Here is a 21,607-nt window from a genome sequence, read left to right on the forward strand (position 1 = left end):
AATACTTAGCCTTTAAAAAACTCATAAGACGTCTGTACAAGCTCCCGAGGGACAAAGCACACCAATGTATTCAAACGAGGTTTTATATTTGTTCGCACACCACCGCCGCCAGCAGGTCCGCAGGTATAAAGAGCAGTCACCTCCCGACATACTTTATTCGCCTTACTTTTATCTTGATGTGCAGTAGCTACACGCATCCGAATATCAGCAAAACCATCTTGGGATCGATATTGAGGACCTTCACCCCTATCACTCGCAAAAATGCTGGAGGAGCCAATAAAATCTATTCGCAAATCTAAGTCACTGAGACGCTCTCGAATAATCTGCGCCGCTAATTGAGCGCGCTCATACGCATTAAATCCTGCATAGGATATTTCCGCTTCAGCCAACCATCCGCCATCAATACATAAATTTGCTTTTAAGGTTTCTGGTCTCGGGTGACCTTTTACCCCAACAATCTTTACTCTATCTCCACCCAAATCAGTAATCTGTGTTTGCGTAATATCTGCAATCACATCTGGGGTTAAGTATTTTGCTGGATCATGAAGTTCGTATAAGAGTTGCTCCGTTACCGTCATCCGATTCACAACCCCACCACTTCCAGTAGGCTTGGTAACAAACATTGCCCCTTGCGCATCAAATTCCACAATAGGAAAGCCCAATCCGGCCAAACTAGGAACATCTTTCATGCCCGGATCAGCAAAATATCCGCCTGTGACTTGAGCGCCACACTCTAGTAAATGGCCAGCCATAGTAGCGGCACCTAAAAAAGCCCAATCATCCCAATCCTTTTTAAAGTGCGCCATCAACGGTCCGACCGTTAATGCAGGATCTGCAACACGCCCTGTTACCACTACTTGAGCACCAGCATTTAGCGCGTTAGCAATTTCTTGCGCACCTAAATAAATATTTGCACTAACCAACTTACTTTGATTTAAGGTTTTTCTATCCTCGCTTGAGAGCAAGCCCTCTAATTGAGAGCGAAACTCTTGCGCAGAAATATCATCCCCACGAACAATAGCAATCCGAATATCAGGCAAACCTTTTTCTTTTGCCATTGCAGAAATTAATCGAGCGGCACCCTCTGGATTGGCGGCACCAAAATTACCAACAATGGGTATTTGACCTTTTATGCAATCCACTAATATAGGCTCTAGCATTTCTGCTAATAGAGGTTCATAGCCCTGCTCAGAATTCTGTTGCCTTTCTAACTGAGCAAGTGCTAACGTTCTTTCGGCAAGGCTTTCAAAAATCAAACAGGCTGGATCGCCCATTTTTAATAACTCATCAACCAAAGGTTTGGCTACATCAGTCCGATCACCCGAAAATCCAGCAGCACAAGCGACACGATAGATATCAGTCACTATTGAGAGGCCTATTGTTGGCTACGATTAGGAGAATCTTGAAAGCCATTTGAGCGATAAGTTAGGACTAAGGTGTCGCGGTAACCATACTTCGTTAGTGGCTGTATTGGTGTAGATTCATGAATCATCCGTTGGTCATTCATCAACAATAATGACCAAGGCTGGGAGAGGGTAAAGCGTAACCCCGCAGATCCTGAGGCATCAAATATTCTAGTTTCTCCACCCTTGATATCTACGCGGTCTAACAAGAAGACTGCAACAAAATCAACACCATCACGATGAGCGCCTTCGGGTGTTGGTCGCCCAATCCCGTCAGTAGTATCAATCCGAAACTGATGCGCTTCAACAAACCAAGTATTGACTGTTTTTAAACCATTCAAAATATGAGCCAGGCCTAATAATACAGATTGCCATGCTGGATTATTTAATAGCTCGCTTTGGATAGGCTCAAACCAACGCTCAATTCCGCCATGTAGAGCGTTGTAATCTAGTGATTGCCAATGCGCTCGATGCGGAACTAAATTCAGTTCATCGCCTTTGATTTGATAACTAGCATGACGGCGAAAACGATATCGACCGCCATCCTTTAAGTAAGGATCACGCGGTAAGTCATCCCAAAAGCTAGTCAATTTTTGCAGGCTAGACAAGGGGGTCTTACTAAATTCTGCAACGGTTTCAGCTGACACCACGGCAAAGCCATCATCGCGCAAAGCTTGATCAATCTGCTTAAAAGGGGTTAGTGGAGGCGCAAGGCCAGCAGGTGTCATGAATGTATTTTAGGTCAACTAAAAAATTGGCACTCAGTTAATCTTAATTAATCTAACTGAGCCCCAGATGCTTTAACGATCTTCACCCACTTGGCCAATTCCTCTTTCAGCAAAGCGCTCAGCTTGGTTGTGGGTACAGGTGTCAAATCTAAACCCTGAGCAATTAACTTCTCACGCACCTCCGATTTAGACATCGTCTTATCCATTGCCATCTGAACTTTCTTCACAACATCGCCACTCACTCCGATAGGGGCAAATATGGCTACCCATACCTCACCAACACAATCAGGATAGGTTTCTGCAATCGTTGGAATTTCTGGGGCAGCACTAGATCTCTTTGCGGAGCTAATGGCAATCGCTTGTAACTTTCCAGCTTTAATGTAATTTAATGCCGATGGAAGACTAGCAAAGGCTAATGGGACTTGGCCACCCAATACATCATTAATGGCTGGTGCAACGCCTTTGTAAGGTATATGTTGCATCTCAATACCAGCGCTGACATTTAGCATTGCTCCCAACAAATGGCTAATCGTGCCATTTCCAGCAGAGGCATACGAAAGTTCACCAGGCCTCTTTTTTGCTGCTGCCACTACATCTGCCAAAGTTTTATAAGGTGATCCTGGTGGTGATACCAATACGTATGGCGTGGCGCCAATATAGTAAAGAGGCACAAAGTCATTTATTGGATCAAAACCAGGATTTTTATACAAAGATGGGTTGATTGCTTGCGCGCTATTAATTGTGAGCAATAAGGTATAGCCATCTTTCGCAGCCCGCGCCACGCTTTGGGTGCCAATATTTCCGCCGGCACCCGGCCTATTCTCAACCACTACAGATGCTCCAATGACTTCACCAAAAGCAGGCGCTATAAGACGCGCAACAATATCATTGGTGCCACCCGCTGCCTGCGGCACTATGAGTGAGATTGGCTTATTTGGATAGGCTTGCGCTTGGACTCCAAATGAAACAGCTATGCCCAGGAAAAACAATAGTGCAACGATTTTTTTATACATAATTTCCTTAATGAGCTAAATGTAAACGGCTACGCACCTGATCTACGTGAGCCTTAAGATCGTAAAGCTCTTTTGCATCCAGCATCGAAACATTGATATTGCCAACCCGCCTTTCTATTGCTTCGAAGTCCTGAAGACTCTTTTCCTTTAATGCGGGATTGTGTGCATTTTTTTCAATCCACTTAAGCTCTTCATACACTCTAGCCAGCTTGAGTCGCAATAAGAAATGTTTAGCGGAAGGAATATAGGTAAATAATGGAATCAAAATTACCAGCAAAGGAATCACAATTTTTACAAAACGACCTGCCCACACCGCCGTCCAAAATGGTAAGTGGCGATGCAAGAATGATGGCCCATCTTTAAGGTAAATCTCTGCATCGACGTGCAAAGGAAAATCCAATCCAGTACTAGAAGGGAATTCACCGACCTTTTGCAAACGGGAGTAAGACTTCAAAATATCGTAAGAAGCGCTGAGCAAAAGCGAGACCAATGCCGGACTAACATTTTCACGCGCCACCAAGGTAGCTGTCGCAGCCATAACCTGAATATCCTGATGTGGTTGATCCAACTGAATACTCAACAGACCCCTTGGAACAGTAACCTTAGAAAGATAGCTAAAGTTTCTGGTGTAAGCATCAGCCTGATCAAAACTCATTAAACGAATGCCTGGAATGGTGTAAAACTTTTTCAATATGGGCGCTTCAGCAGCTGCCACTACAAATGCAGCATCTAACTCACCACTTTTTAACTTAGCGATTGCCTCATCAGGATTTAACTTCTGCGCTCCGATCTCTTGATCAGTAATGCCACTGGCTTCTAACAAATCATTTGTAAGAGCTAAAGTACCGCTTCCTTCATTACCTATAGAAACACGCTTGCCCTTTAGCTGGTTTAAAAGCCTTAATTGACCACCCTCACTTTTAAAAGCTCCCTCACGATACCAAACCCAAATGGGCTCATAAAACATTCCAGCAATTGAAATTAATTGGGGGTACTGATTAAGGTTGGCCACCCCACCTTGCACCATTGCAAAATCAACCCCAGATTTAGGATTACTTAATAGAGCGAGGTTATCTAAGGTGCCACCAGTCGATCTTACTTTAAGGTTTACAGACTCTTTCGCTACCTCAGCCTTTAAGCGCTCGCCAAATTGATAGTAAAGCCCAGAAGGAAAGCCGGTAGCCATTTCAATCGTCTTTGGTGGTGGAGGAACCAATATCCACAGAACACCAACGATCAATATGAGAAGCGCAAAAAAAGCGCTAACTAGAGCCACGGGGTTGTAAATTTGTCTTTGAATGAAATTCATTGCAGTCTCGTTTGTTTTTTGCATTATGCCCCGACCTAGATAACTGGAAAAGGTTTCCAATCAGGCCAAATAAATCGAGATAAGATGATGCTTTTTACAAGCTCAAAAGACCATCATGAATTCATCAAAAAACAAGGTAGCCCTTGTAACCGGCGCAGGAACTGGCATTGGTAAGGCGGCAGCTAAAGCCCTTCTTAAAGGTGGCTACCAGGTGGTTCTCACGGGTCGCAATCTTGATAGGCTAGAAAAAGCCATTGTAGATATTGGTGGAAATCAGAATAACTGCCTAGCAGTGTCTTGTGATGTAGGCAAACCTGATGAGGTAAAGAAATTATTCACGGCCCTTAAGGATAAATTTGGACACATTGATGTACTGTTCAATAATGCCGGCATGGGTGCCCCCGCTATTCCGATGGAAGACCTCAGTTACGAACAATGGATGAATGTAGTTAATGCGAATCTATGCGGTGCGTTTTTGTGCTCTCAAGAAGCCATTCGCATGATGAAGGCTCAATCCCCGCAAGGTGGCAGAATTATTAACAACGGATCCATTTCAGCTCATGCACCACGTCCAATGTCAGCGCCTTATACCGCTACAAAACATGCTATCAGCGGATTAACAAAAACCATTGCATTAGATGGTCGACCCTTCAATATTGCCTGCGGTCAAATTGATATTGGCAATGCCGCAACTGAAATGACTGAACGTATGGCTGCTGGTATTTTGCAAGCCGATCAATCCATCAAAGTAGAGCCGCGCATGGATGTTGATCATGTAGGCGAGGCTGTTCTCCATATGGCTCAACTTCCCCTTGAAAGCAATATTCTCTCAATGACAATCATGGCAACTAATATGCCATTTGTAGGCAGGGGCTAAGCTTTACTGGCGTACTTGATCAACAAGTAAGCGCACATTAGTAGCGCCCACAGGAATTGTCTTCGCCGAGGAAATCAAATCACCCGCCTCGGCTTTAGCCATCCCGGTTTTTGAAATACGCACTTCGACGCTCACTTCAGACAATTGCGAAAGTGGTGCGCTAGGATTCATCGCCAAGGTATCGTTCAAGGTAAAACTCATTGGGAAAGCGGCTGCAGCTACCTTTAAAACTGCTACTGGCATACGTTCACCAGGCTTACGAGCAATAACCAACACGATATCGTCCGGTTTCACTTTGGACTTTAGCGCTGAAGACAGTTCAATTTTGCCACTAATCGTTTTTCCATTAGCAACCACCGGTTTTGAAGGGGTGAGACCTCCTTTAGATCGCGCTTGGGCAATTGATTCCCCAATAGCGCGCGACTCATCCGTATTGGGTGGCAATAGTTGTGCCAGCTTTTCCCAGACCAAAACAGCTGCCTTGTAATTTCCAGAGTTATAGTCTGCAGTTCCAGATAGCCATAGCGCCATCAGGTTATTGGGATCAAGTTTGAGGGCCTTATTGATTAATTGCAGCGGCTTTCCTGCAAAACTACCATTGGCATTTGTGGCCAATACATCTGCATAATCCGCCAGCAACTGCGGATCAGATTCTATATAGTCGCCAGCACGCGCATAGGCTTTAGCGGCATCTTCATTACGACCTAGAATTCGATAAGAGCGCGCTAACATTGCCCACCCTTTTAAATTACCGGGATCCTTTTCCATCTTGGCGGCAAACTCTGCCACCATCTTTTCAACGCCTTCCTGTGTAAGCGGTTTTTCTGAATTTCTTTCCGCCACACGAACCACATCACCCAAAGAAAAATAGAGCACCGAAGATAACAACACAATAAATAAACAAAGCCCAATTGCCGTTTTCTTTGTGGACCCAGAAACCTCTTGATCATCCTCCTCAACCGTATCTTGAAACAAGCGCTGACGCATTTCTGCATGAGCAATTTCATAATCAGTAGAAGCAATGACGCCAGATTGGTGTTCAGCCTCTAACTTATCTAGCTCTTCACGATAAATAGCGGCATTCATCTGGCGACGAGATGTCGCTTTCGTCTTTGCGGGAAATATATAAGGACGCAGGAGCAATACCAGTACCAACACTAGAAGTAAAAAAGCTGGAATCAAGAAACTAGCCACCGAGATCATCCTTCTTTCTTATCTGCTGAATTTAATAATGCATCAATTTTTTGATTATCAGATTCAGTGAGCACAACATTAGGCACAGCGCTATTTCTGCGGCGTAAATACATCAACAAGCCGACAATACCAATTCCTAGAATTACAAATGGACCAATCCAGAGCAACCAGGTAATGGGCTTTACTGGTGGACGATAAAGGACAAAATCACCATAACGTTCAACCATAAAAGAACGAATTTGATCATCGCTCTTGCCTTCCTTAATCAGAGTTCGAATCTCACGACGTAGATCATTCGCCAAATCAGAGCGTGAACCAGCTAAAGATTCATTCTGACAAACTAAACAACGCATTTCCTCTGAAATACTAATCAAACGCTGCTCTGTTACAGGATCATCCGCCAAAGGAGCGGCATCCTTTGCAATTACATTACCAATGCTAAATGCACAAATGAAAACTAGTAAAAACCGTTTCATGATTTTTTGAGCTCACTCAACATGGGATAAATTTTTTGATTTAATAGTTCCATGGTTAATGGGCCAATATGCTTAAAACGAATAACCCCCGCCTTATCAATAATGTAAGTCTCAGGCACTCCATACACCCCATAATCAATACCAACGCGACCATTACCATCAAAAGCTGAAAGCATATAAGGATTACCTTGTTTTTCCAGCATCGCCAAGGCATCTTCACGCTTATCTTTATAGTCCAAACCAATTATTGGAGCCATTTGTGATTTAGCTAACTCAACTAAAACAGGATGCTCCTCGCGACAAGCAACACACCAAGAAGCCCAAACATTTAGGATCCACACTTGGCCCTTCATACTCGCTGGAGAAAAGTTTTTGTTTGGCTCGGCTAATTGAGAAACTTCAAATGCAGGTGCTGCTTTATTAATTAATGGTGAAGGCACTTCATGGGGATCACGGTTAAGGCCGATAGCCAAAAATACGACAAGGCCTATAAACAACCCAAGAGGAATTAAAAATTTTGCTTTCATGAGAGTTTGCTCTTCAACTTCAGTCGATAGCGCTTATCAGACATAGCTAATACACCGCCCAAAGCCATCAATAAGCAACCGCCCCAAATCCAATCAACAAAGGGCTTGTAATACACACGTACCGCCCACGATTGATCGCCCAATTCTTCTCCTAATGAAACATATATGTCGCGAGTCAATCCAGCATCAATGGCTGCCTCAGTCATTGGCATTGTTGATGAAAAATAGCTTCTCTTTTCAGGATAAAGGGCAATCGGTGAGCTGCCATCTTTTGACAGCATGAATGTGCCCCGCATTGCTTGGTAATTCGGGCCTCGAGCTGCATTAACGCCCTCTAGCTGAATTTGATAGCCACCTACCGTCACCGTATCGCCAGCTGCCATCCGCACATCTTTTTCTTCTTGATAAGCACCTACCATCGTGATGCCAATCACAAATACTGCAATACCGAGATGGGCCACCTGCATCCCGATAAAAGAACGAGTAGGCTTACCTGCCTTGGCTTGACGAATAATTTGCATACAGCCGGAAGCAATAACCCAAAAAGCCAACATGAAGCCCATTCCTGCAAGCCAGGTAAATTGACCCATGATGAGAGGTATTGCAACACCCGCGATAACAGCTATCGCACCCGCGACCCACAAGCGCTTAACGATAGACAATAAGTTACTTTGCTTCCAGCTTGCCCACGGACCTATTCCCATCAATACCAACAAGGGAGTCATGATTGGCACAAATACGCTATTGAAGTAAGGAGGACCAACGGAAATCTTGCCTAGATGTAAAGCATCAATCAATAAAGGATATAAAGTCCCCAGCAATACTGATCCCGCTGAAACCACCAAGAAGACATTCCCGAGCAAGATAAAAGTTTCTCTGGAGTTCAAACTAAATTTACCGCCCATGGTGCTTTTAGGGGCACGCCACGCATAAAGTAAAAGCGAAGAGCCAACCACAAGCGATAAGAAGATCAAGATAAAAATACCGCGTCTCGGATCAGTAGCAAATGCATGCACCGATGTTAAGACTCCAGAGCGAACTAAAAAAGTTCCTAACAAAGAAAGAGAGAATGCGGTGATTGCTAAAAGCACTGTCCAACTTTTAAAGCCCCCACGTTTTTCAGTCACAGCTAGTGAATGCAGCAATGCAGTGCCTACCAACCAAGGAATGAAAGAGGCATTTTCTACGGGATCCCAAAACCACCAGCCGCCCCAACCCAATTCGTAATAAGCCCACCATGAGCCCAAAGCAATGCCTAGAGTCAGAAATATCCAAGCAGCTGTTGTCCATGGTCGTGACCAACGCGCCCATGCTGCGTCTAACCTTCCAGATAACAGGGAGGCGATGGCAAAAGCAAAAGCAATAGAGAAACCGACATAACCCATGTACAACATCGGTGGATGAAATACCAAACCGGGATCTTGTAACAGGGGGTTTAGAGAGCGGCCATCTTGAGCAGCGGGCAGTAAGCGCTCAAACGGATTTGAGGTTGTTAAAACAAAAAGTAATAAACCGCTGGTGACTAAACCTAAAACGCCGATGACACGCGCAACCATGAAATCATCCAAGGCCTTAGATAGCTGCGCAACCAAAATAGTCCAGATGGCCAGCAAAAAGATCCACAATAAAAGTGAACCCTCATGACCACCCCATACCGCTCCAAGACGATAGATAACCGGGAGCTGAGAATTGGAGTGCTCAGCAACATAGAGCACTGAAAAATCATTGGTATAAAAACTCCAGGCCAAAATTACAAAGGCAATAGCAAGCAAGAGGAATACAGTTTGTGCCGCTGGTCTTGCCAATACCAACCAATCGCGTCGACCAAAATGAGCGCCCAATAAAGGTAAAACACCTTGAATAAGCGCAACACATAGCGCCAAAACTAATGCGTAATGCCCAAACTCAGGAATCATTTATTGGTTCCATTTTTTTGAGCTTGCTCCAAGGCATGCTTTGCTTCAGGGGGCATATAGTTTTCATCATGCTTAGCCAATACTTCGCTAGCTACAAATTCTCCATTGACCCCCATCCGCCCCTGTATGACTGCGCCCTTACCTTCTTTAAATAGATCTGGAAGAATGCCGGTATACGCAACTGGAATATCTTTTACAAGATCTGTAATCACAAAGTGCACGGTTAAACCATCGCGTTTTAAAGAACCATCCTTAACCATCCCGCCAATTCTAAAAGCTTGGCCCTGAGGCGCTTTACCAGCTTCAACTTCGCTCGGAGTAACGTATAAGGCAATATTGCTATTCAAAGCATTCAAAATTAATAGAGCAGCAACTCCAAGAACTGCTAATGCCGCAAGAATAATGATTGCGCGTTTATATCTAGGCTTCACTTACTAATCTCTTTATCAAACTGCTCAGCTAAATGCTCTTGCTTTAGTCTATGTACGATTGCCTTAAAACGGGCACGCACAAGCAATGGCTCTAATATCAAAACGAGCGCGCAAACACCAAAGCTACACCACACATAAAGTGCGTAGCCACCCATGGCAAAAAACTCAGAAGGGCTATTCCACATTAAATCTTCACCTCAATTGATTGTCTCACCCAATCAGTATGAGCTTCACGCTCCAAAATAATTACCCTTACACGCATTAAGGCGACAGCAACGGTGTACATCCAAAAACATAAAGCCATTAACAGCATCCCCAAAAGCATGGTTTGAGCCATTGCAGGAGCCTTGGTCAATGAGACTGAAGCGCCTTGATGCAAGGTATTCCACCATTTCACTGAGAAATAAATGATTGGAACATTAACAACGCCCACCAAAGCCAAGATAGCGCTTGCCCGATCAGCGCGGCGAGGATCGTCAATAGACGCCCGCAGAGCGATAAAGCCCAAGTAGAGAAACAACAGAATCAACTCTGAGGTGAGGCGAGCATCCCAAACCCACCAAGCACCCCACATCGGCTTGCCCCAAAACGCACCAGTCCATAGAGATAAAAAAGCCATCCAAGCCCCAACGGGGGCAAGCGCTTGCGCCATCATTGCCGATAAACGAGTATTAAAAACAAGACCTAAACCCGCCCATGCGGCCATCACGAGATAAATGAACATCGACATCCATGAAGCAGGCACATGAATAAAAATAATGCGATAGCCCTGACCCTGAACTGCATCTACCGGAGCAACAAAGAAGCTTATCCATAAACCAGCAGCGCCAAATATCAAAGCCAATACCCAGAAGAAAGGAATAAGTTTGCCCGCTAGCGGATAGAAGGTACTTGGGCTTGATAACTTAAACCAGTTAATCAAGCGATGATTAGAAAAATTATTTACAGAACTCATTCAATTGCAATCTTTACGGCTGCACTACTTACCCAAGGAACAAATGCTAAAGCCAAAATCAATAATGCGCCTAGCAAAGAAAAATGCCCAGATGTATCTAGTCCGACGCTATTGGCATATACAGCTCCAGCACCAAAAATTAAAACGGGAATATACAAAGGCAGTATCAATAAGCTAAGCAACACGCTTCCACCCCTAACCCCCAAGGTTAATGCAGCGCCAATAGAGCCCAATAAGGATAGCACTGGAGTGCCAATCAATAAGGTTCCCATCAACACATATAAAGAGCTGGCATCTAAGTCGAACTGAATCCCAATTATGGGAGCCAAAACAACGAGAGGAAGTCCACACACTAACCAATGAGCAATAATCTTTCCCGTAACCAATAAAACCATCGGTTGCGGCGAAAGAGCAAGCTGCTCTAAGGCACCATCTTGATAATCGGCTGCAAACATTCGATGCAGACCTAATAGAGTCGACAACAAGGCCGCTACCCAAAGAACTCCTGGAGCTATCTTGCGTAACAAGGCTGCATCTGCACCAATCCCCAAAGGAAACAAGCTCGTTACCACCACAAAAAAGAATAAAGCTGTCAACACTTCACTCTTGCGACGTACAACCAAGAGCAAGTCGCACCGAATAATCGCCAGCAAAGCCTTCATAGATCAAGCATCCTTAGATGCGGCAAATTGAGCTCTTGATGACTAGTAAGCACCACTAAACCACCTTGCTCCACATGTTCTGCAATCAGAGCTTGCAAAACTTGAATCGCCTGAACATCAAGCGCATTGAAAGGTTCATCCAAAACCCATAGCTTTGCTTGACGAGTCAGCATGCGAGCCATCAAGACTCTACGCTTCTGACCCGCCGATAAACAATTGACAGGTAAGTACTCGCGACCGCGTAGACCAAACCGCCACAACGCTGCCAACACTTTTTCATCCAGCAAATCAATATCATCGATTGCGGCATATAACTTCAAATTTTCAAAGGCCGTCAGATCTTCCTTGAGAGCATCTCGGTGCCCCAAGAATAAGAGTGCACGATGATAAGTAGCTAAATCTTTACCAATAGATTGTTGATTCCAAAAAATCTCACCGCTCTCCGCCTTACTTAGCCCAGTCAAGATTCTTAATAAGCTGGTTTTTCCAACTCCGTTTTCACCACGAACATGCAAGCATTCCCCAGCAGAAATCGATAAATGGAGATTTGTGAATAATCGTCTTTCACCCCGAACACAAGTAAGCCCACGAGCCTCGAGCGTCAAAGGCGAATAATCGGAAGAGAAAGAATGAGTGGCTGTCATGAGAGGCTATGGCTTGAATCAAACCACCACAGGCATTGTCCAAGAGCCCATTGGGGCTGTCAAATAAGCAATAGTGGAATTTAGGAAATAATTCCTTTCAATTCAAATACTTATGTGATTATAAACCGAGACGTCTCAGAACAAAAAAACCACCCTTAGGTGGCTTTTTTTGTTGATAAAGCTCAAAGTGAAGTTTTATTCCTTTTTGGCCGCCTCAATAGCGATCAAGATCGTTACATCATCGCCCACATTCGGAGCATATTTGCCCATATTAAATTCTGTGCGCTTTACCTTAGTCTCCGCATTCGCACCACAATAATCGACACCAGACATTGGATGCTTTTTGCAATCAAAATTGGTAATGTTTAAAGTTACTGGCTTACTCACACCCTTTAAAGTCAATACACCTTTTAAAGCGACTGGTTTGTCACCTTTAAAAATCATATCGTTTGATTGGAAGCTAGCAGTAGGAAACTGAGTAGTAGATAAAAAGTCTTCGCTTTGGATATGACCATTGAACAAAGCGGATCCAGTATCAACAGATTTTGTATCAATCGTAATATCTGCACTGCCTTTTTTCGCTGCTTGATCAATTGTTACAGTACCAGCAACAGTATTAAAACGACTGGTCTGCTTTGAAAAACCCAAATGGTTATATTCAAATTGAGCAAATGTATGATTTGCATCAGTAGTATAAGTTGCTGGCGCTGCAAAAGCTGTGCCGATACTAAGAGTAGCTAATAATGCGATAAGTAATTTTGATTTCATGTAATTCTCCTGTTTAAAAATTGAGTGCTTCAGTTAATTTGTAAAACTATTTTGGATTGAGGACCAAGTGAACATTTACGGGCACCTCATTTGCTACTGCAGAGGTATCGGCCCAATTTCCGGCGCCCAATCCGAAATCCAATCTCAGCACCTGAAAGTTCGCATCAAACACCATTTGCTTACCTTGAGGCTGATACTTAACAGAAATTAAGAGGGGAACTGCTTTACCCTTAATGGTTAGGGCTCCACGGACCTCAAGGCTATTTGCACCTACCACCTTCACATAATCAGCAACAAAACTGGCTGTCGGAAAAAGTTTGGTACTAAACCAGTCTTTACCCTTGGCCTCTTCTTGTAGTTCCTCACCGCCAGCATTAAAACTGGCTACCTCAATCACTAGATTTGCTTTCGCTTTTTCAGGCTCATCGGAGTTGAATAAAACTTTTCCTGAAAACTTTCCAAAATTCCCAGAAATTTTTGAACCCATCAATTTACTAGTGAAAGTAATTTTGCTTTTTGACGCATCAATTGAGGAATACTCTCCAGCAGATACACTGCCAAAAGCAGTTATTGCCACAGTGGTTAATAGCATTTTCATAAGCCACTGCATTTGCTTCATGGAATTATTTTTCATTAGAGGAACCCCAAAATGTCATGCGACTTAATAAACCATCCTTGTCAATAAATTGATGCTTTAAAGCAGCTAAGATGTGTAGGCCCACCAGAATCATGAGTCCATTTGCCATCGCCTCATGAATCTCTTTTAGGAGATGACCTAGTGCTTTGTCTTTATCCACTAAGTCAGGCAATTCAAATAGCCCAAAATAATTGACGGTGTAACCCTTCGCTGAACTCATTAACCAACCCGCAATAGGGATCAACAACATGAGCAAATAAAGAGCGATATGTGTTAACTGCATTACTCGCTCCTGCCAAGCAGGCATTGCCAACTTGAGAGGAGGCGCTGGATGCGTGGCACGCCACATTATTCGCAATATCACCAGAAAAAAGACGGTAACGCCTAACCATTTATGCCAACTTAGGCCAGTAATTCTGGCTGGACTCAGTGGCATGTCATCCACCGCTATGGCAATTGACCAAGTTGCGAAGATCAGTAATGCCATCACCCAGTGCAGGATGATGGCAATCGATGTGTATTTAACTTGATTCATTAGCCGCGCAATTGTTGGGTAATTTTGGCAATACGTTCGCCATATAAGCGTGCCGTTTCCAAGTCGCCAGCATTGACCTCGTCAGCACTTGCATCGGATGGTGTTTGCATCATTGCACCAGCAAATGAACCGACATAATTCACATCATCTCGCTTGGCTGATTTTGCGTTTGAAGGCATTAATCCTGTGCCGACCCACAATCCAGAATGCTGCATAGCCAATGTAAAGAAGTAATGCAAGGTGGAATGCTTATCACCATTCATTGTTGCTGAATTGGTAAATCCACCAAACACTTTATCTTTCCATTGTTGAGAGAACCATTGTTTTGAGCTTGCATCGGCAAATTTCTTGAACTGCCAGCTCACAGAACCCATATACGTTGGAGAGCCAAATACAATAGCATCCGCTTCATTTAATGTTGCCCATTGCGCTTCGGTAATATTTCCCTCAGCATCAATTGCAACTAATGTTCCATTCGCCCCTTTGGCAACTGCCTCAGCTTGTTTAACGGTGTGGCCATAACCACTATGAAATACCACGGCAACTTTACTCATACTCTTCTCCTTATCATTACGACTCTTTTTAAGATGGTTGTTTAAAAATATTCTTTAATAATTTGAGCGACTGCTCTAACTGCTGCAATTCATCTGGGGCTAAGTTTTTAAAGGCGTCATTCAAATACTCCAGATGCTCAGGAAATACTTTTTCAAACAACGCCTGACCAGCAGATGTCAATCCAATCAACTGACTTCGTGCGTCTTCTGCATTTGCTTGCCGACTAATAAAACCTTTTGCCTCTAAACGCTCTAGCACCCCGGTGAGGGTCCCCTTAGTAACCAATGTTTTTTCGCCCAACTGCTTACAACTCATTGGTAATTGATTCCCCAAGGTTGCAATCACGTCAAACTGAGTCATGGTCAGGCCCAATGATTTGATGTGTGGCGCCGAATAATGCTCGAATGCCTGGTAGGCAGAGACAAGATTGCGCAGGGTTGGTAAGAAGTTCATAGGCTTATTAAAAAGTACTAGTTAGAACTAGTTTAGTACTAATGCGAACTAAATTCAAGATCTGAGAAATAAAAACCCCACAATTAATGTGGGGTTGGCCTCTGGGGTTAGTTTCCTAACAAAGTATGGGCAGATTAAAACTGAACTGTTTCACCCTCGGTCATGGGAATGATTTTGATGTTGCTACCCTTCATTGCAGCCTGAAATTCCGCCAGAGTCCCTTTAGTCATAGGATTAGAGTTGTAATGCATTGGGATAACCATCTTCGGCTTAATCCATGTGCGCAAAGCAAATGCAGCATCATCTGGAGCCATCGTGAAATTACCACCAATCGGAACCATCACTAAATCTGGTTTGTAGTGTTCGCTAATAAATTTCATATCGCTAAATAGGCCGGTATCACCCATGTGCCAAATCTTGAAACCATTCTCAAGCTCAATGATGTATCCCATTGGTTCACCAGCAGGATGAGATTCCATTTTGTCTGTGGCAGGATTTTTCCAGACCAATAGGGAAGAATGTTCTGCCTGAACAGCGGTGACTGTAATTCCTGGTACAGGATTAACACGACCTGTCTTATTAAAGCGATGCCCCAAGTCGGCAGGCAATATTCCCAAGGTGGTCAATGGGGTCACCATATCAGCAGGGCCGTATAACTTAATATTGTTTGCCTTTGCTACCGCTGGCGCATCGCCAATATGATCAACGTGAGCATGGGTAACCAACAAGACGTCAATTGGACCAATTGCTGATAAATCTGTTTTGTACATTGGCGGCGTTTTAGGGCCGCCTGTAATCCAAGGGTCAATCAAAATCATTTTCCCTTGGGGACTTTTAATCCGAAAACCCGCTTGACCAAACCAGAGCGCCTCAGTTTTACCCTGTGCGCCAGATGAGGAGGAACTCTGTGCCTTACTCAGTGGGGCAGATAACGCTAGTGATGCTGCGACAAATAAGCCCAATCCGCTTTTGATGGAAAAGTTTTTCATCAGTAAGTCTCCTTATTTTTTATAGTAATTCAGAAACTATAGACCAAATTAACTCTTTGGACTTATGACGCATTGCGTCAATTGACGCTTATTTTGAATAACTATTTCCAGAAAATAGAAATTTTCTGTGAAGCGCCAGCTTTAATGGATATCGCCCTCTTTTGCACAACACCTTGGTAGCTCGCCTCAATCGCATAATCCCCGGGCTCTAGATTGATCAACATGTAGGGACCATCTGCTTGAGCATCAAAAATAGTCTGCTTCTTAGAATCGATCACTTTAATAGTGGCACCGAATATCCAAACTCCTCTGCCATTCTCAATTTGCGACAACTCTAAAGTGAGTGGCCACTGTTTTGCTTCGGTCAAAATCGCAGTAGTCTCGTCTTGACCTACGCCACCAGAAATGTAGGCAATTCCTTGAGAGCGCTGTGTATCTGGAACTTGAGCCAAAACCCAAGAACCCATCGCAATCATCTGTACAGCAAATATGATTTTCAGAAGTGTTTTCATACTCATATGTTACGACTGATTGAGGCATAAAAAAAGCCCCGTAGCTTAAAGTTACGGGGCCGATACTTTCTTAAACATCAATGTCAGGGCGTCATAACAATAGCGCCAGAAACTTGACGTCCCTCTGCCGCACGATGAGCATCCGCAGCTTGCTCTAAGGAGAACTTTGCTCCAATTTGCACCTTGACATAACCTTTTGCAATCGCATCGAATACTGCCTTTGCATTTTCTTTAAGCAATGCGGCGGTAGCGTTATGCGGAAATACTGATGGTCTTGTTAAAAAGAGACAGCCCTTCTTATTCAAAATTTCAGGTTGAATCTCTGGTGCAGGACCTGAAGCGGCACCAAACAATGCAACTGTTCCAAAAGGAGCGGTGCAATCTAATGAACCCAAGAAAGTAGTTTTAGCAACAGAGTCATAGACCACGTTGGCTTTTTTGCCACCAGTTGCTTTAATCACTTCCTCAACCCAATTGGGCTGAGAGTAATCCACCACGACATCACAACCAGCTTCTTTTGCAGCGGCAAACTTTGCTGGCGACCCTACAGTACCCACTACAAATGCGCCTAAGGCTTTTGCCCAACCCGCCAGGATTTGACCAACACCACCAGCGGCTGCGTGCACTAGCACTACATCGCCCGCTTTTACTTTATAAGTTTTTTGAACTAAGTATTGAGCAGTCATCGCTTTGAAGAATACAGCTGCCGCCACTTCATCAGAAATATTATCTGGGATAGCAACTAATTTATCTGCAGCGACATTGCGCGCACTTGCATAAGCACCAATCCCAGCATTCATATAAACCACGCGATCGCCGACTTTAAAGTCAGCAACACCTTCACCAACGGCTTCCACAACGCCAGCTGCTTCATGGCCAAGACCTGTAGGCATCTCTAAAGGATAAACACCTGAGCGCTGATACACGTCAATAAAGTTAAAACCAATTGCAGTTTGACGAATCTGTACCTCGCCTTTAGCAGGGGCTGGCAATTCTTTATCAACCAACTTAATTACATCTGCGCTACCTAATTCAGTAAGACTTACCACTCTAGCTTTTGTCACATGTCACCTAATTTATTTATATTGAAAAATAATCATACAGTAAGGGCGTCTTCTTCGATGACCGCCCAAGTACTGTCGCCTAACTTCTTTACTGCCATAGAATAAGTCCAACCATCTGGGATTCCGCAGCTCCAATCTTTAGGACCATTTTGAATTAATACATTGGCACTGTTTCTGCTGTCGTAATACAAATGGTAGATCTTTCCATGAATCGGATTAAAGCTAAATTTAGCGCTATGTACCATCTCAGTTGCATCTAGTCTGGCTTGCAATGCTCTAGCTTGCTTCATTAAGACTTCAGCTTGTTCCATAATGCGGTCGTATTCCAGCTTGGCATTTTGACGCGCTACGTTGACAGCCTTATCTTTTTCCTCGGTTACTTTGATCGGCGCAAATACTGGGGCACCCACCTCCATGGGATATTCGATGCCAGCATGTCTCGCTGGATCAGTATCTTCGATTCTCATAATGACCCCAGTTTTTGATAAACGAGTTTTGCAAATTACTTAATCAGGCCACATGCAATACGAGGACCTGAATTACCTGCAGGCTGTGACTTATAGTCATCTGGATCACGATGCACTACTACAGACCGACCGACGATCCCCGTGGGACCTGTATTCACTGCAAAACCATGCAACTTTGCTGAGTAGCTTGCATTGCCGTTGGCATCTGATTTGATATTTGGTAAATCTCCTGCATGGTTCATGCCACTATTAGGCATACCGTGCGCTTTTGTTTCTGGGTTGAAATGACCACCTGCGCTTGTAGCATCGGGAGCGGAGCAATCACCTTTTTCATGAACATGAAATCCTTGCTCAGAATTTGGCTTCAGGCCAGAAAACTTACCATTAATTAATACATCGTTACCTTGCCACACAAACGTGACCTCACCCTTAGCTTGAGACCCAGAACGAGAATCTAAACTTGCAGATGCTTTTTGACCGGTACCTTGTTCCATTGATTGGCATGCAGCTAAAGATGCCAAACAAACTACTGAAAGTGCTATTAATTTGTACTGTGAAGTTGTATTCATTTGTCTCTCCTTGGTAGGCACTCAATGTTGCCTTTCGGGAAAGTGTGACACAAATTGGGTGGTTTTGCTTAGCGCTTGTAGAAACTTAGCGTGACCTCGCCCAACTCCACTCCAAACTTACTCATCTTGGCTTTATTGAGCATTACTTTAGGGGTGACTAGATACATCCAATCATTAAATTGCACGTGATAAATACTGCCATCCACCGGTAAAGCCAAGGTGTAAGTCCAATTGAGCGCATTTCCAGCAAGATCTCCTTGGGCCTCACCTATTACATCATCGGCTTTGCCAATATATTTGCCTGGCGATTGCTCGGCCAGGGTCCAGACTCGTTTTTGCTTAGTGCCATCAGAGTATTCAAAACTTTCATCCAGAGTGCCCACCTTCTTGCCATTCACCAATTTCCAGTCGGCCTTAATGAGTACGGTGAAGCGCTTCTTCACCTCGCCACTGCGATCTGTAAAGATGCCGTAAGCATCGATCGTGCCTGAAAAGTACTCACTTAAATCAAGTGAAGGCTTCTCATTGGCATACTGAGAAACTTGGGGTGAAGAACACGACATCAACAAGCCACAAAGAGCCAACCCAAGAATGCGATAGATACAATAGTGATTTAGTCTCATAGATTAACAACTCTCACTAAACAGTGGTGGTGGACAAGTTTGACCGAGTAATTCAGTGCGTAATTGAGGGGCACTAGTTTTTCGGTCCAACCAAATCCCAAAGAATGCCTTGGAGAAATCAGTACCTGGCACTTGTGCAATACGCTTGCCGTCATGATAAAAAGTAGTGCCAGTTTTGGGCTCATAAACCGCTGTCAATGTTTGTCCTGATTCCACATTGGGCAAAAAGGAAGATAACTCCCTCCCCCAGAGATTTGCCTGATCATCTGGAATACCAATACGCTTCATCTCCTCTACGCTCCGATTGGCTATTGAAATTCCAGTAAACGATTTTTGGTAGCGGATATTTAATGCAAATTCAGATGAAGATGGCGAACCCACACGATAGAAAGCGGCATCATAAATATGCAGACCCCACCATGTTAAGCGTCCACTGCCTTGCAGTTTTGCTGAACTCAAATACGGAGGCAGCTCAAGCGCCTCTCGAGCAAAAGTTACGGGCATTAATGCACAAAACAGCGAGAGCAATAAGAGAACTCGAATATTTCTCATAGCGAGGCTGATGTGGATTTGGATTTCACGAGACGCAATGCTGCTGGACCCAAAAGACTGGATATTGCATGCCGATTTTTTGCAAAAAAGAGGTACCCTAATCTCAAGAATGGCTGGAGTGGTTTTCTAGTAAAAAGCCATGCCAGGCGCGGTAAATTAGCGCGACGATAAGCTTCTGGAAATACCGAAACGCCTTGTATCAATTTGCCGCTAGCAAATTGCCCATACATCGCCGCCATTGCTGCTTCGCATGACACCCCCACCGCTTGAGGATCAAAACGCTCTGAATTAATATCAACAAAATCTAAAAGGTTTTCTTGGTTACGACCTGACAAAAAGAGTATCTCCGCTTGGCACAAGGGGCAAGCGCCATCGTAAAACAAGGTGAGTTTTTCTAATTGAGTCATGGTTCAGCAAGTTTACGGCTTATTCAATAAACTGGCTGACACCCCCATATTCAAGGTCACTATGCGAAAAGAGATTGCACTCAATGTATTTGGAGAACCCCTCATTCCCTGCTCTTTTGATCCTCTGACGGGATTTTTTAGGGACGGCTGCTGCAAAACAAATGAAGAGGACGTCGGCAGCCACTTAGTATGTGCGATTGTCACGGATGCGTTTTTACAATTTAGCTTACAAAAAGGTAATGACCTCATTACACCAAGACCAGAATATCAATTTCCCGGATTGATTGCAGGAGACCAATGGTGTCTTTGTATAAACCGTTGGGTTGAAGCATTAGAGGTGGATTGCGCTCCACTGATCAAATTAGAAAGCACTCATATCAAAGCCCTAGAGACAGTGCCCCTGAATATTCTTAAGGAATATGCGAGCGAAGCGTGAAAGCATTTTATGCCGACCATTTCGTATTGCCACTACCTGCGGGTCATCGTTTCCCGATGGAGAAGTATTCACGCTTGCGTGATTTAGTAGGTTCGCTTGCAACCATAGAGCTAATGGAAGCTCCACCAGCAACAGATACTCAAATCCTCTATGCACATGATCCCAGCTATGTCGTCAAAGTCATCGAAGGAAAACTCTCTGCACACGAACAAAGAGAGATTGGATTTCCTTGGAGCCCTCAAATGGTAGAGCGCTCACGGCGTTCTGCTGGTGCTACTGTAGCTGCCGCCAAAGTTTCGCTAAATGAGGGTATTGCTGCAAACTTGGCTGGCGGGACGCATCATGCCTACCGAGATGCGGGTAGTGGCTTTTGTGTTTTTAATGATTCAGCGATTGCCGCCCGCACCCTACAAAGAGAAGTAAACCCGAACTTAAAGGTTGCCGTGATTGACCTAGATGTGCATCAGGGCAACGGCACGGCCTCAATTTTGCAAAATGATGCCTCTATCTTTACGCTTTCTATTCATGGTGAAAATAATTTCCCTTTTAAGAAAGAGCACAGCGATCTCGATCTTGGACTAGCAGATGGGTGCGACGATCAAACATATTTAAGCGCCTTGAATAGTGCTCTAGATCAATTTGATTCGCGCTTTAAGGCTGATTGCCTTATTTTCTTGGCAGGTGCCGACCCCCACGAGGGAGACCGACTTGGAAGACTCAACATTAGTAAAGAGGGAATGCGCCAACGCGATGAACTGGTATTTCAATATGCGCTGGATCGACAGTTACCTATTGCCTTCTCTATGGCGGGCGGCTATGGCAAAGAAATAGAATCCACCGTAGATATTCATTTCCAGACCATCAAAACCGCCCTACTGTTTCAAGAACAATATTAGCTCTAGAGC

Annotated in this window: 29 protein-coding genes; 3 read left to right on the forward strand and 26 right to left on the reverse strand. The window is 44.1% G+C overall.

Going from position 1 to position 21,607, the window contains the following annotated elements:
• Positions 1 to 5 precede the first annotated feature (5 nt).
• From FD973_RS08685 to FD973_RS08700, 4 genes are read right to left on the reverse strand one after another with little or no spacing between them, the layout of a single operon-like run.
• Complete coding sequence (locus FD973_RS08685) at positions 6 to 1,367, reverse strand: acyclic terpene utilization AtuA family protein (RefSeq protein WP_215324765.1); 1,362 nt, start codon at positions 1,365 to 1,367, stop codon at positions 6 to 8.
• 8 nt (positions 1,368 to 1,375) lie between these two features.
• Positions 1,376 to 2,131: a 2OG-Fe dioxygenase family protein gene (locus FD973_RS08690; RefSeq protein WP_215322947.1), complete on the reverse strand. Its 756-nt coding sequence runs from the start codon at positions 2,129 to 2,131 to the stop codon at positions 1,376 to 1,378.
• A gap of 47 nt (positions 2,132 to 2,178) precedes the next feature.
• A complete protein-coding gene (locus FD973_RS08695; RefSeq protein WP_251368757.1) occupies positions 2,179 to 3,144 on the reverse strand; it encodes a tripartite tricarboxylate transporter substrate binding protein in 966 nt (321 codons plus the stop codon).
• Between the two features lie 7 nt (positions 3,145 to 3,151).
• Positions 3,152 to 4,477, reverse strand: a complete 1,326-nt coding sequence (locus FD973_RS08700) for a TAXI family TRAP transporter solute-binding subunit (protein ID WP_251368758.1) — start codon at positions 4,475 to 4,477, stop codon at positions 3,152 to 3,154.
• Between the two features lie 91 nt (positions 4,478 to 4,568).
• Between FD973_RS08700 and FD973_RS08705 the strand changes: the two genes are divergently transcribed.
• Positions 4,569 to 5,330, forward strand: coding sequence for an SDR family oxidoreductase (locus FD973_RS08705; RefSeq protein ID WP_215322948.1), 762 nt, complete (start codon positions 4,569 to 4,571; stop codon positions 5,328 to 5,330).
• Between the two features lie 3 nt (positions 5,331 to 5,333).
• On the opposite strand, the gene ccmI is transcribed toward FD973_RS08705, so the two are convergent.
• The 22 genes from ccmI to FD973_RS08815 form a co-directional block, all read right to left on the reverse strand.
• Positions 5,334 to 6,533: a c-type cytochrome biogenesis protein CcmI gene (gene ccmI, locus FD973_RS08710; RefSeq protein WP_215322949.1), complete on the reverse strand. Its 1,200-nt coding sequence runs from the start codon at positions 6,531 to 6,533 to the stop codon at positions 5,334 to 5,336.
• Positions 6,530 to 7,000 (reverse strand): cytochrome c-type biogenesis protein, encoded by a 471-nt coding sequence (locus FD973_RS08715; RefSeq protein WP_215322950.1) that lies wholly within the window; start codon positions 6,998 to 7,000, stop codon positions 6,530 to 6,532. Before FD973_RS08715 ends, ccmI begins: the two co-directional genes overlap by 4 nt.
• On the reverse strand, positions 6,997 to 7,527 hold the full coding sequence (locus tag FD973_RS08720; RefSeq protein WP_215322951.1) for a DsbE family thiol:disulfide interchange protein: 531 nt from the start codon (positions 7,525 to 7,527) through the stop codon (positions 6,997 to 6,999). The genes FD973_RS08715 and FD973_RS08720 overlap by 4 nt, the downstream gene beginning before the upstream one ends.
• On the reverse strand, positions 7,524 to 9,443 hold the full coding sequence (locus FD973_RS08725; protein WP_215322952.1) for a heme lyase CcmF/NrfE family subunit: 1,920 nt from the start codon (positions 9,441 to 9,443) through the stop codon (positions 7,524 to 7,526). Before FD973_RS08725 ends, FD973_RS08720 begins: the two co-directional genes overlap by 4 nt.
• Positions 9,440 to 9,874 carry a cytochrome c maturation protein CcmE gene (gene ccmE / locus FD973_RS08730; RefSeq protein WP_215322953.1) on the reverse strand — a complete coding sequence of 145 codons (435 nt, stop codon included), beginning with the start codon at positions 9,872 to 9,874 and terminating at the stop codon, positions 9,440 to 9,442. Before ccmE ends, FD973_RS08725 begins: the two co-directional genes overlap by 4 nt.
• A complete protein-coding gene (gene ccmD / locus FD973_RS08735) occupies positions 9,871 to 10,059 on the reverse strand; it encodes a heme exporter protein CcmD (RefSeq protein ID WP_215322954.1) in 189 nt (62 codons plus the stop codon). Before ccmD ends, ccmE begins: the two co-directional genes overlap by 4 nt.
• A complete protein-coding gene (gene ccmC / locus FD973_RS08740; RefSeq protein WP_215322955.1) occupies positions 10,059 to 10,829 on the reverse strand; it encodes a heme ABC transporter permease CcmC in 771 nt (256 codons plus the stop codon). The genes ccmD and ccmC overlap by 1 nt, the downstream gene beginning before the upstream one ends.
• A complete protein-coding gene (gene ccmB / locus FD973_RS08745; protein WP_215322956.1) occupies positions 10,826 to 11,491 on the reverse strand; it encodes a heme exporter protein CcmB in 666 nt (221 codons plus the stop codon). The genes ccmC and ccmB overlap by 4 nt, the downstream gene beginning before the upstream one ends.
• Positions 11,488 to 12,135 carry a cytochrome c biogenesis heme-transporting ATPase CcmA gene (ccmA, locus tag FD973_RS08750; protein WP_215322957.1) on the reverse strand — a complete coding sequence of 216 codons (648 nt, stop codon included), beginning with the start codon at positions 12,133 to 12,135 and terminating at the stop codon, positions 11,488 to 11,490. The genes ccmB and ccmA overlap by 4 nt, the downstream gene beginning before the upstream one ends.
• A 195-nt stretch (positions 12,136 to 12,330) precedes the next feature.
• On the reverse strand, positions 12,331 to 12,903 hold the full coding sequence (locus FD973_RS08755; RefSeq protein ID WP_215322958.1) for a YceI family protein: 573 nt from the start codon (positions 12,901 to 12,903) through the stop codon (positions 12,331 to 12,333).
• A 46-nt stretch (positions 12,904 to 12,949) separates the two neighbouring features.
• Positions 12,950 to 13,537: a YceI family protein gene (locus FD973_RS08760; protein ID WP_215322959.1), complete on the reverse strand. Its 588-nt coding sequence runs from the start codon at positions 13,535 to 13,537 to the stop codon at positions 12,950 to 12,952.
• Entirely contained in the window at positions 13,527 to 14,075 is a 549-nt protein-coding gene (locus FD973_RS08765; RefSeq protein WP_215322960.1) for a cytochrome b, read from the reverse strand. The genes FD973_RS08760 and FD973_RS08765 overlap by 11 nt, the downstream gene beginning before the upstream one ends.
• A complete protein-coding gene (locus FD973_RS08770; RefSeq protein ID WP_215322961.1) occupies positions 14,075 to 14,629 on the reverse strand; it encodes a flavodoxin family protein in 555 nt (184 codons plus the stop codon). Before FD973_RS08770 ends, FD973_RS08765 begins: the two co-directional genes overlap by 1 nt.
• 28 nt (positions 14,630 to 14,657) lie before the next feature.
• Positions 14,658 to 15,083, reverse strand: a complete 426-nt coding sequence (locus tag FD973_RS08775; protein WP_215322962.1) for a MarR family winged helix-turn-helix transcriptional regulator — start codon at positions 15,081 to 15,083, stop codon at positions 14,658 to 14,660.
• Between the two features lie 134 nt (positions 15,084 to 15,217).
• Complete coding sequence (locus FD973_RS08780) at positions 15,218 to 16,072, reverse strand: metal-dependent hydrolase (protein WP_215322963.1); 855 nt, start codon at positions 16,070 to 16,072, stop codon at positions 15,218 to 15,220.
• 101 nt (positions 16,073 to 16,173) lie between these two features.
• Positions 16,174 to 16,590: a carboxypeptidase-like regulatory domain-containing protein gene (locus tag FD973_RS08785; protein WP_251368759.1), complete on the reverse strand. Its 417-nt coding sequence runs from the start codon at positions 16,588 to 16,590 to the stop codon at positions 16,174 to 16,176.
• Between the two features lie 77 nt (positions 16,591 to 16,667).
• Positions 16,668 to 17,648, reverse strand: a complete 981-nt coding sequence (locus FD973_RS08790; protein WP_215322964.1) for a quinone oxidoreductase — start codon at positions 17,646 to 17,648, stop codon at positions 16,668 to 16,670.
• A gap of 32 nt (positions 17,649 to 17,680) precedes the next feature.
• Positions 17,681 to 18,115, reverse strand: coding sequence for a DUF2452 domain-containing protein (locus FD973_RS08795; protein WP_215322965.1), 435 nt, complete (start codon positions 18,113 to 18,115; stop codon positions 17,681 to 17,683).
• A gap of 35 nt (positions 18,116 to 18,150) precedes the next feature.
• Positions 18,151 to 18,684, reverse strand: coding sequence for a superoxide dismutase family protein (locus FD973_RS08800; protein ID WP_215322970.1), 534 nt, complete (start codon positions 18,682 to 18,684; stop codon positions 18,151 to 18,153).
• Positions 18,685 to 18,752: 68 nt separating this feature from the next.
• A complete protein-coding gene (locus FD973_RS08805; RefSeq protein ID WP_215322972.1) occupies positions 18,753 to 19,307 on the reverse strand; it encodes a DUF3833 domain-containing protein in 555 nt (184 codons plus the stop codon).
• Between the two features lie 3 nt (positions 19,308 to 19,310).
• Positions 19,311 to 19,859 carry a chalcone isomerase family protein gene (locus FD973_RS08810; RefSeq protein ID WP_215322974.1) on the reverse strand — a complete coding sequence of 183 codons (549 nt, stop codon included), beginning with the start codon at positions 19,857 to 19,859 and terminating at the stop codon, positions 19,311 to 19,313.
• Positions 19,856 to 20,266, reverse strand: coding sequence for a thiol-disulfide oxidoreductase DCC family protein (locus FD973_RS08815; protein WP_215322975.1), 411 nt, complete (start codon positions 20,264 to 20,266; stop codon positions 19,856 to 19,858). Before FD973_RS08815 ends, FD973_RS08810 begins: the two co-directional genes overlap by 4 nt.
• 61 nt (positions 20,267 to 20,327) lie before the next feature.
• On the opposite strand from FD973_RS08815, the gene FD973_RS08820 reads away from it, so the two are divergent.
• Both FD973_RS08820 and FD973_RS08825 read left to right on the forward strand, forming a co-directional pair.
• Positions 20,328 to 20,702: a DUF2237 family protein gene (locus tag FD973_RS08820; protein ID WP_215324769.1), complete on the forward strand. Its 375-nt coding sequence runs from the start codon at positions 20,328 to 20,330 to the stop codon at positions 20,700 to 20,702.
• On the forward strand, positions 20,699 to 21,598 hold the full coding sequence (locus tag FD973_RS08825) for a histone deacetylase (protein ID WP_215322976.1): 900 nt from the start codon (positions 20,699 to 20,701) through the stop codon (positions 21,596 to 21,598). The genes FD973_RS08820 and FD973_RS08825 overlap by 4 nt, the downstream gene beginning before the upstream one ends.
• Positions 21,599 to 21,607 lie beyond the last annotated feature (9 nt).

This window comes from Polynucleobacter sp. MWH-Braz-FAM2G (assembly GCF_018687635.1).
Lineage (GTDB): Bacteria > Pseudomonadota > Gammaproteobacteria > Burkholderiales > Burkholderiaceae > Polynucleobacter.

Excerpts from the sequence above, each read along its gene's own strand:
- FD973_RS08690 (WP_215322947.1), bottom strand. The coding sequence starts at position 2,131 with ATGACACCTGCTGGCCTTGCGCCTCCACTAACCCCTTTTAAGCAGATT.
- FD973_RS08695 (WP_251368757.1), bottom strand. The coding sequence starts at position 3,144 with ATGTATAAAAAAATCGTTGCACTATTGTTTTTCCTGGGCATAGCTGTT.
- FD973_RS08700 (WP_251368758.1), bottom strand. The coding sequence starts at position 4,477 with ATGCAAAAAACAAACGAGACTGCAATGAATTTCATTCAAAGACAAATT.
- FD973_RS08705 (WP_215322948.1), top strand. The coding sequence starts at position 4,569 with ATGAATTCATCAAAAAACAAGGTAGCCCTTGTAACCGGCGCAGGAACT.
- ccmI (WP_215322949.1), bottom strand. The coding sequence starts at position 6,533 with ATGATCTCGGTGGCTAGTTTCTTGATTCCAGCTTTTTTACTTCTAGTG.
- FD973_RS08715 (WP_215322950.1), bottom strand. The coding sequence starts at position 7,000 with ATGAAACGGTTTTTACTAGTTTTCATTTGTGCATTTAGCATTGGTAAT.
- FD973_RS08720 (WP_215322951.1), bottom strand. The coding sequence starts at position 7,527 with ATGAAAGCAAAATTTTTAATTCCTCTTGGGTTGTTTATAGGCCTTGTC.
- FD973_RS08725 (WP_215322952.1), bottom strand. The coding sequence starts at position 9,443 with ATGATTCCTGAGTTTGGGCATTACGCATTAGTTTTGGCGCTATGTGTT.
- ccmD (WP_215322954.1), bottom strand. The coding sequence starts at position 10,059 with ATGTGGAATAGCCCTTCTGAGTTTTTTGCCATGGGTGGCTACGCACTT.
- ccmC (WP_215322955.1), bottom strand. The coding sequence starts at position 10,829 with ATGAGTTCTGTAAATAATTTTTCTAATCATCGCTTGATTAACTGGTTT.
- ccmB (WP_215322956.1), bottom strand. The coding sequence starts at position 11,491 with ATGAAGGCTTTGCTGGCGATTATTCGGTGCGACTTGCTCTTGGTTGTA.
- ccmA (WP_215322957.1), bottom strand. The coding sequence starts at position 12,135 with ATGACAGCCACTCATTCTTTCTCTTCCGATTATTCGCCTTTGACGCTC.
- FD973_RS08755 (WP_215322958.1), bottom strand. The coding sequence starts at position 12,903 with ATGAAATCAAAATTACTTATCGCATTATTAGCTACTCTTAGTATCGGC.
- FD973_RS08760 (WP_215322959.1), bottom strand. The coding sequence starts at position 13,537 with ATGAAAAATAATTCCATGAAGCAAATGCAGTGGCTTATGAAAATGCTA.
- FD973_RS08765 (WP_215322960.1), bottom strand. The coding sequence starts at position 14,075 with ATGAATCAAGTTAAATACACATCGATTGCCATCATCCTGCACTGGGTG.
- FD973_RS08770 (WP_215322961.1), bottom strand. The coding sequence starts at position 14,629 with ATGAGTAAAGTTGCCGTGGTATTTCATAGTGGTTATGGCCACACCGTT.
- FD973_RS08775 (WP_215322962.1), bottom strand. The coding sequence starts at position 15,083 with ATGAACTTCTTACCAACCCTGCGCAATCTTGTCTCTGCCTACCAGGCA.
- FD973_RS08780 (WP_215322963.1), bottom strand. The coding sequence starts at position 16,072 with ATGAAAAACTTTTCCATCAAAAGCGGATTGGGCTTATTTGTCGCAGCA.
- FD973_RS08785 (WP_251368759.1), bottom strand. The coding sequence starts at position 16,590 with ATGAGTATGAAAACACTTCTGAAAATCATATTTGCTGTACAGATGATT.
- FD973_RS08795 (WP_215322965.1), bottom strand. The coding sequence starts at position 18,115 with ATGAGAATCGAAGATACTGATCCAGCGAGACATGCTGGCATCGAATAT.
- FD973_RS08800 (WP_215322970.1), bottom strand. The coding sequence starts at position 18,684 with ATGAATACAACTTCACAGTACAAATTAATAGCACTTTCAGTAGTTTGT.
- FD973_RS08805 (WP_215322972.1), bottom strand. The coding sequence starts at position 19,307 with ATGAGACTAAATCACTATTGTATCTATCGCATTCTTGGGTTGGCTCTT.
- FD973_RS08810 (WP_215322974.1), bottom strand. The coding sequence starts at position 19,859 with ATGAGAAATATTCGAGTTCTCTTATTGCTCTCGCTGTTTTGTGCATTA.
- FD973_RS08815 (WP_215322975.1), bottom strand. The coding sequence starts at position 20,266 with ATGACTCAATTAGAAAAACTCACCTTGTTTTACGATGGCGCTTGCCCC.
- FD973_RS08820 (WP_215324769.1), top strand. The coding sequence starts at position 20,328 with ATGCGAAAAGAGATTGCACTCAATGTATTTGGAGAACCCCTCATTCCC.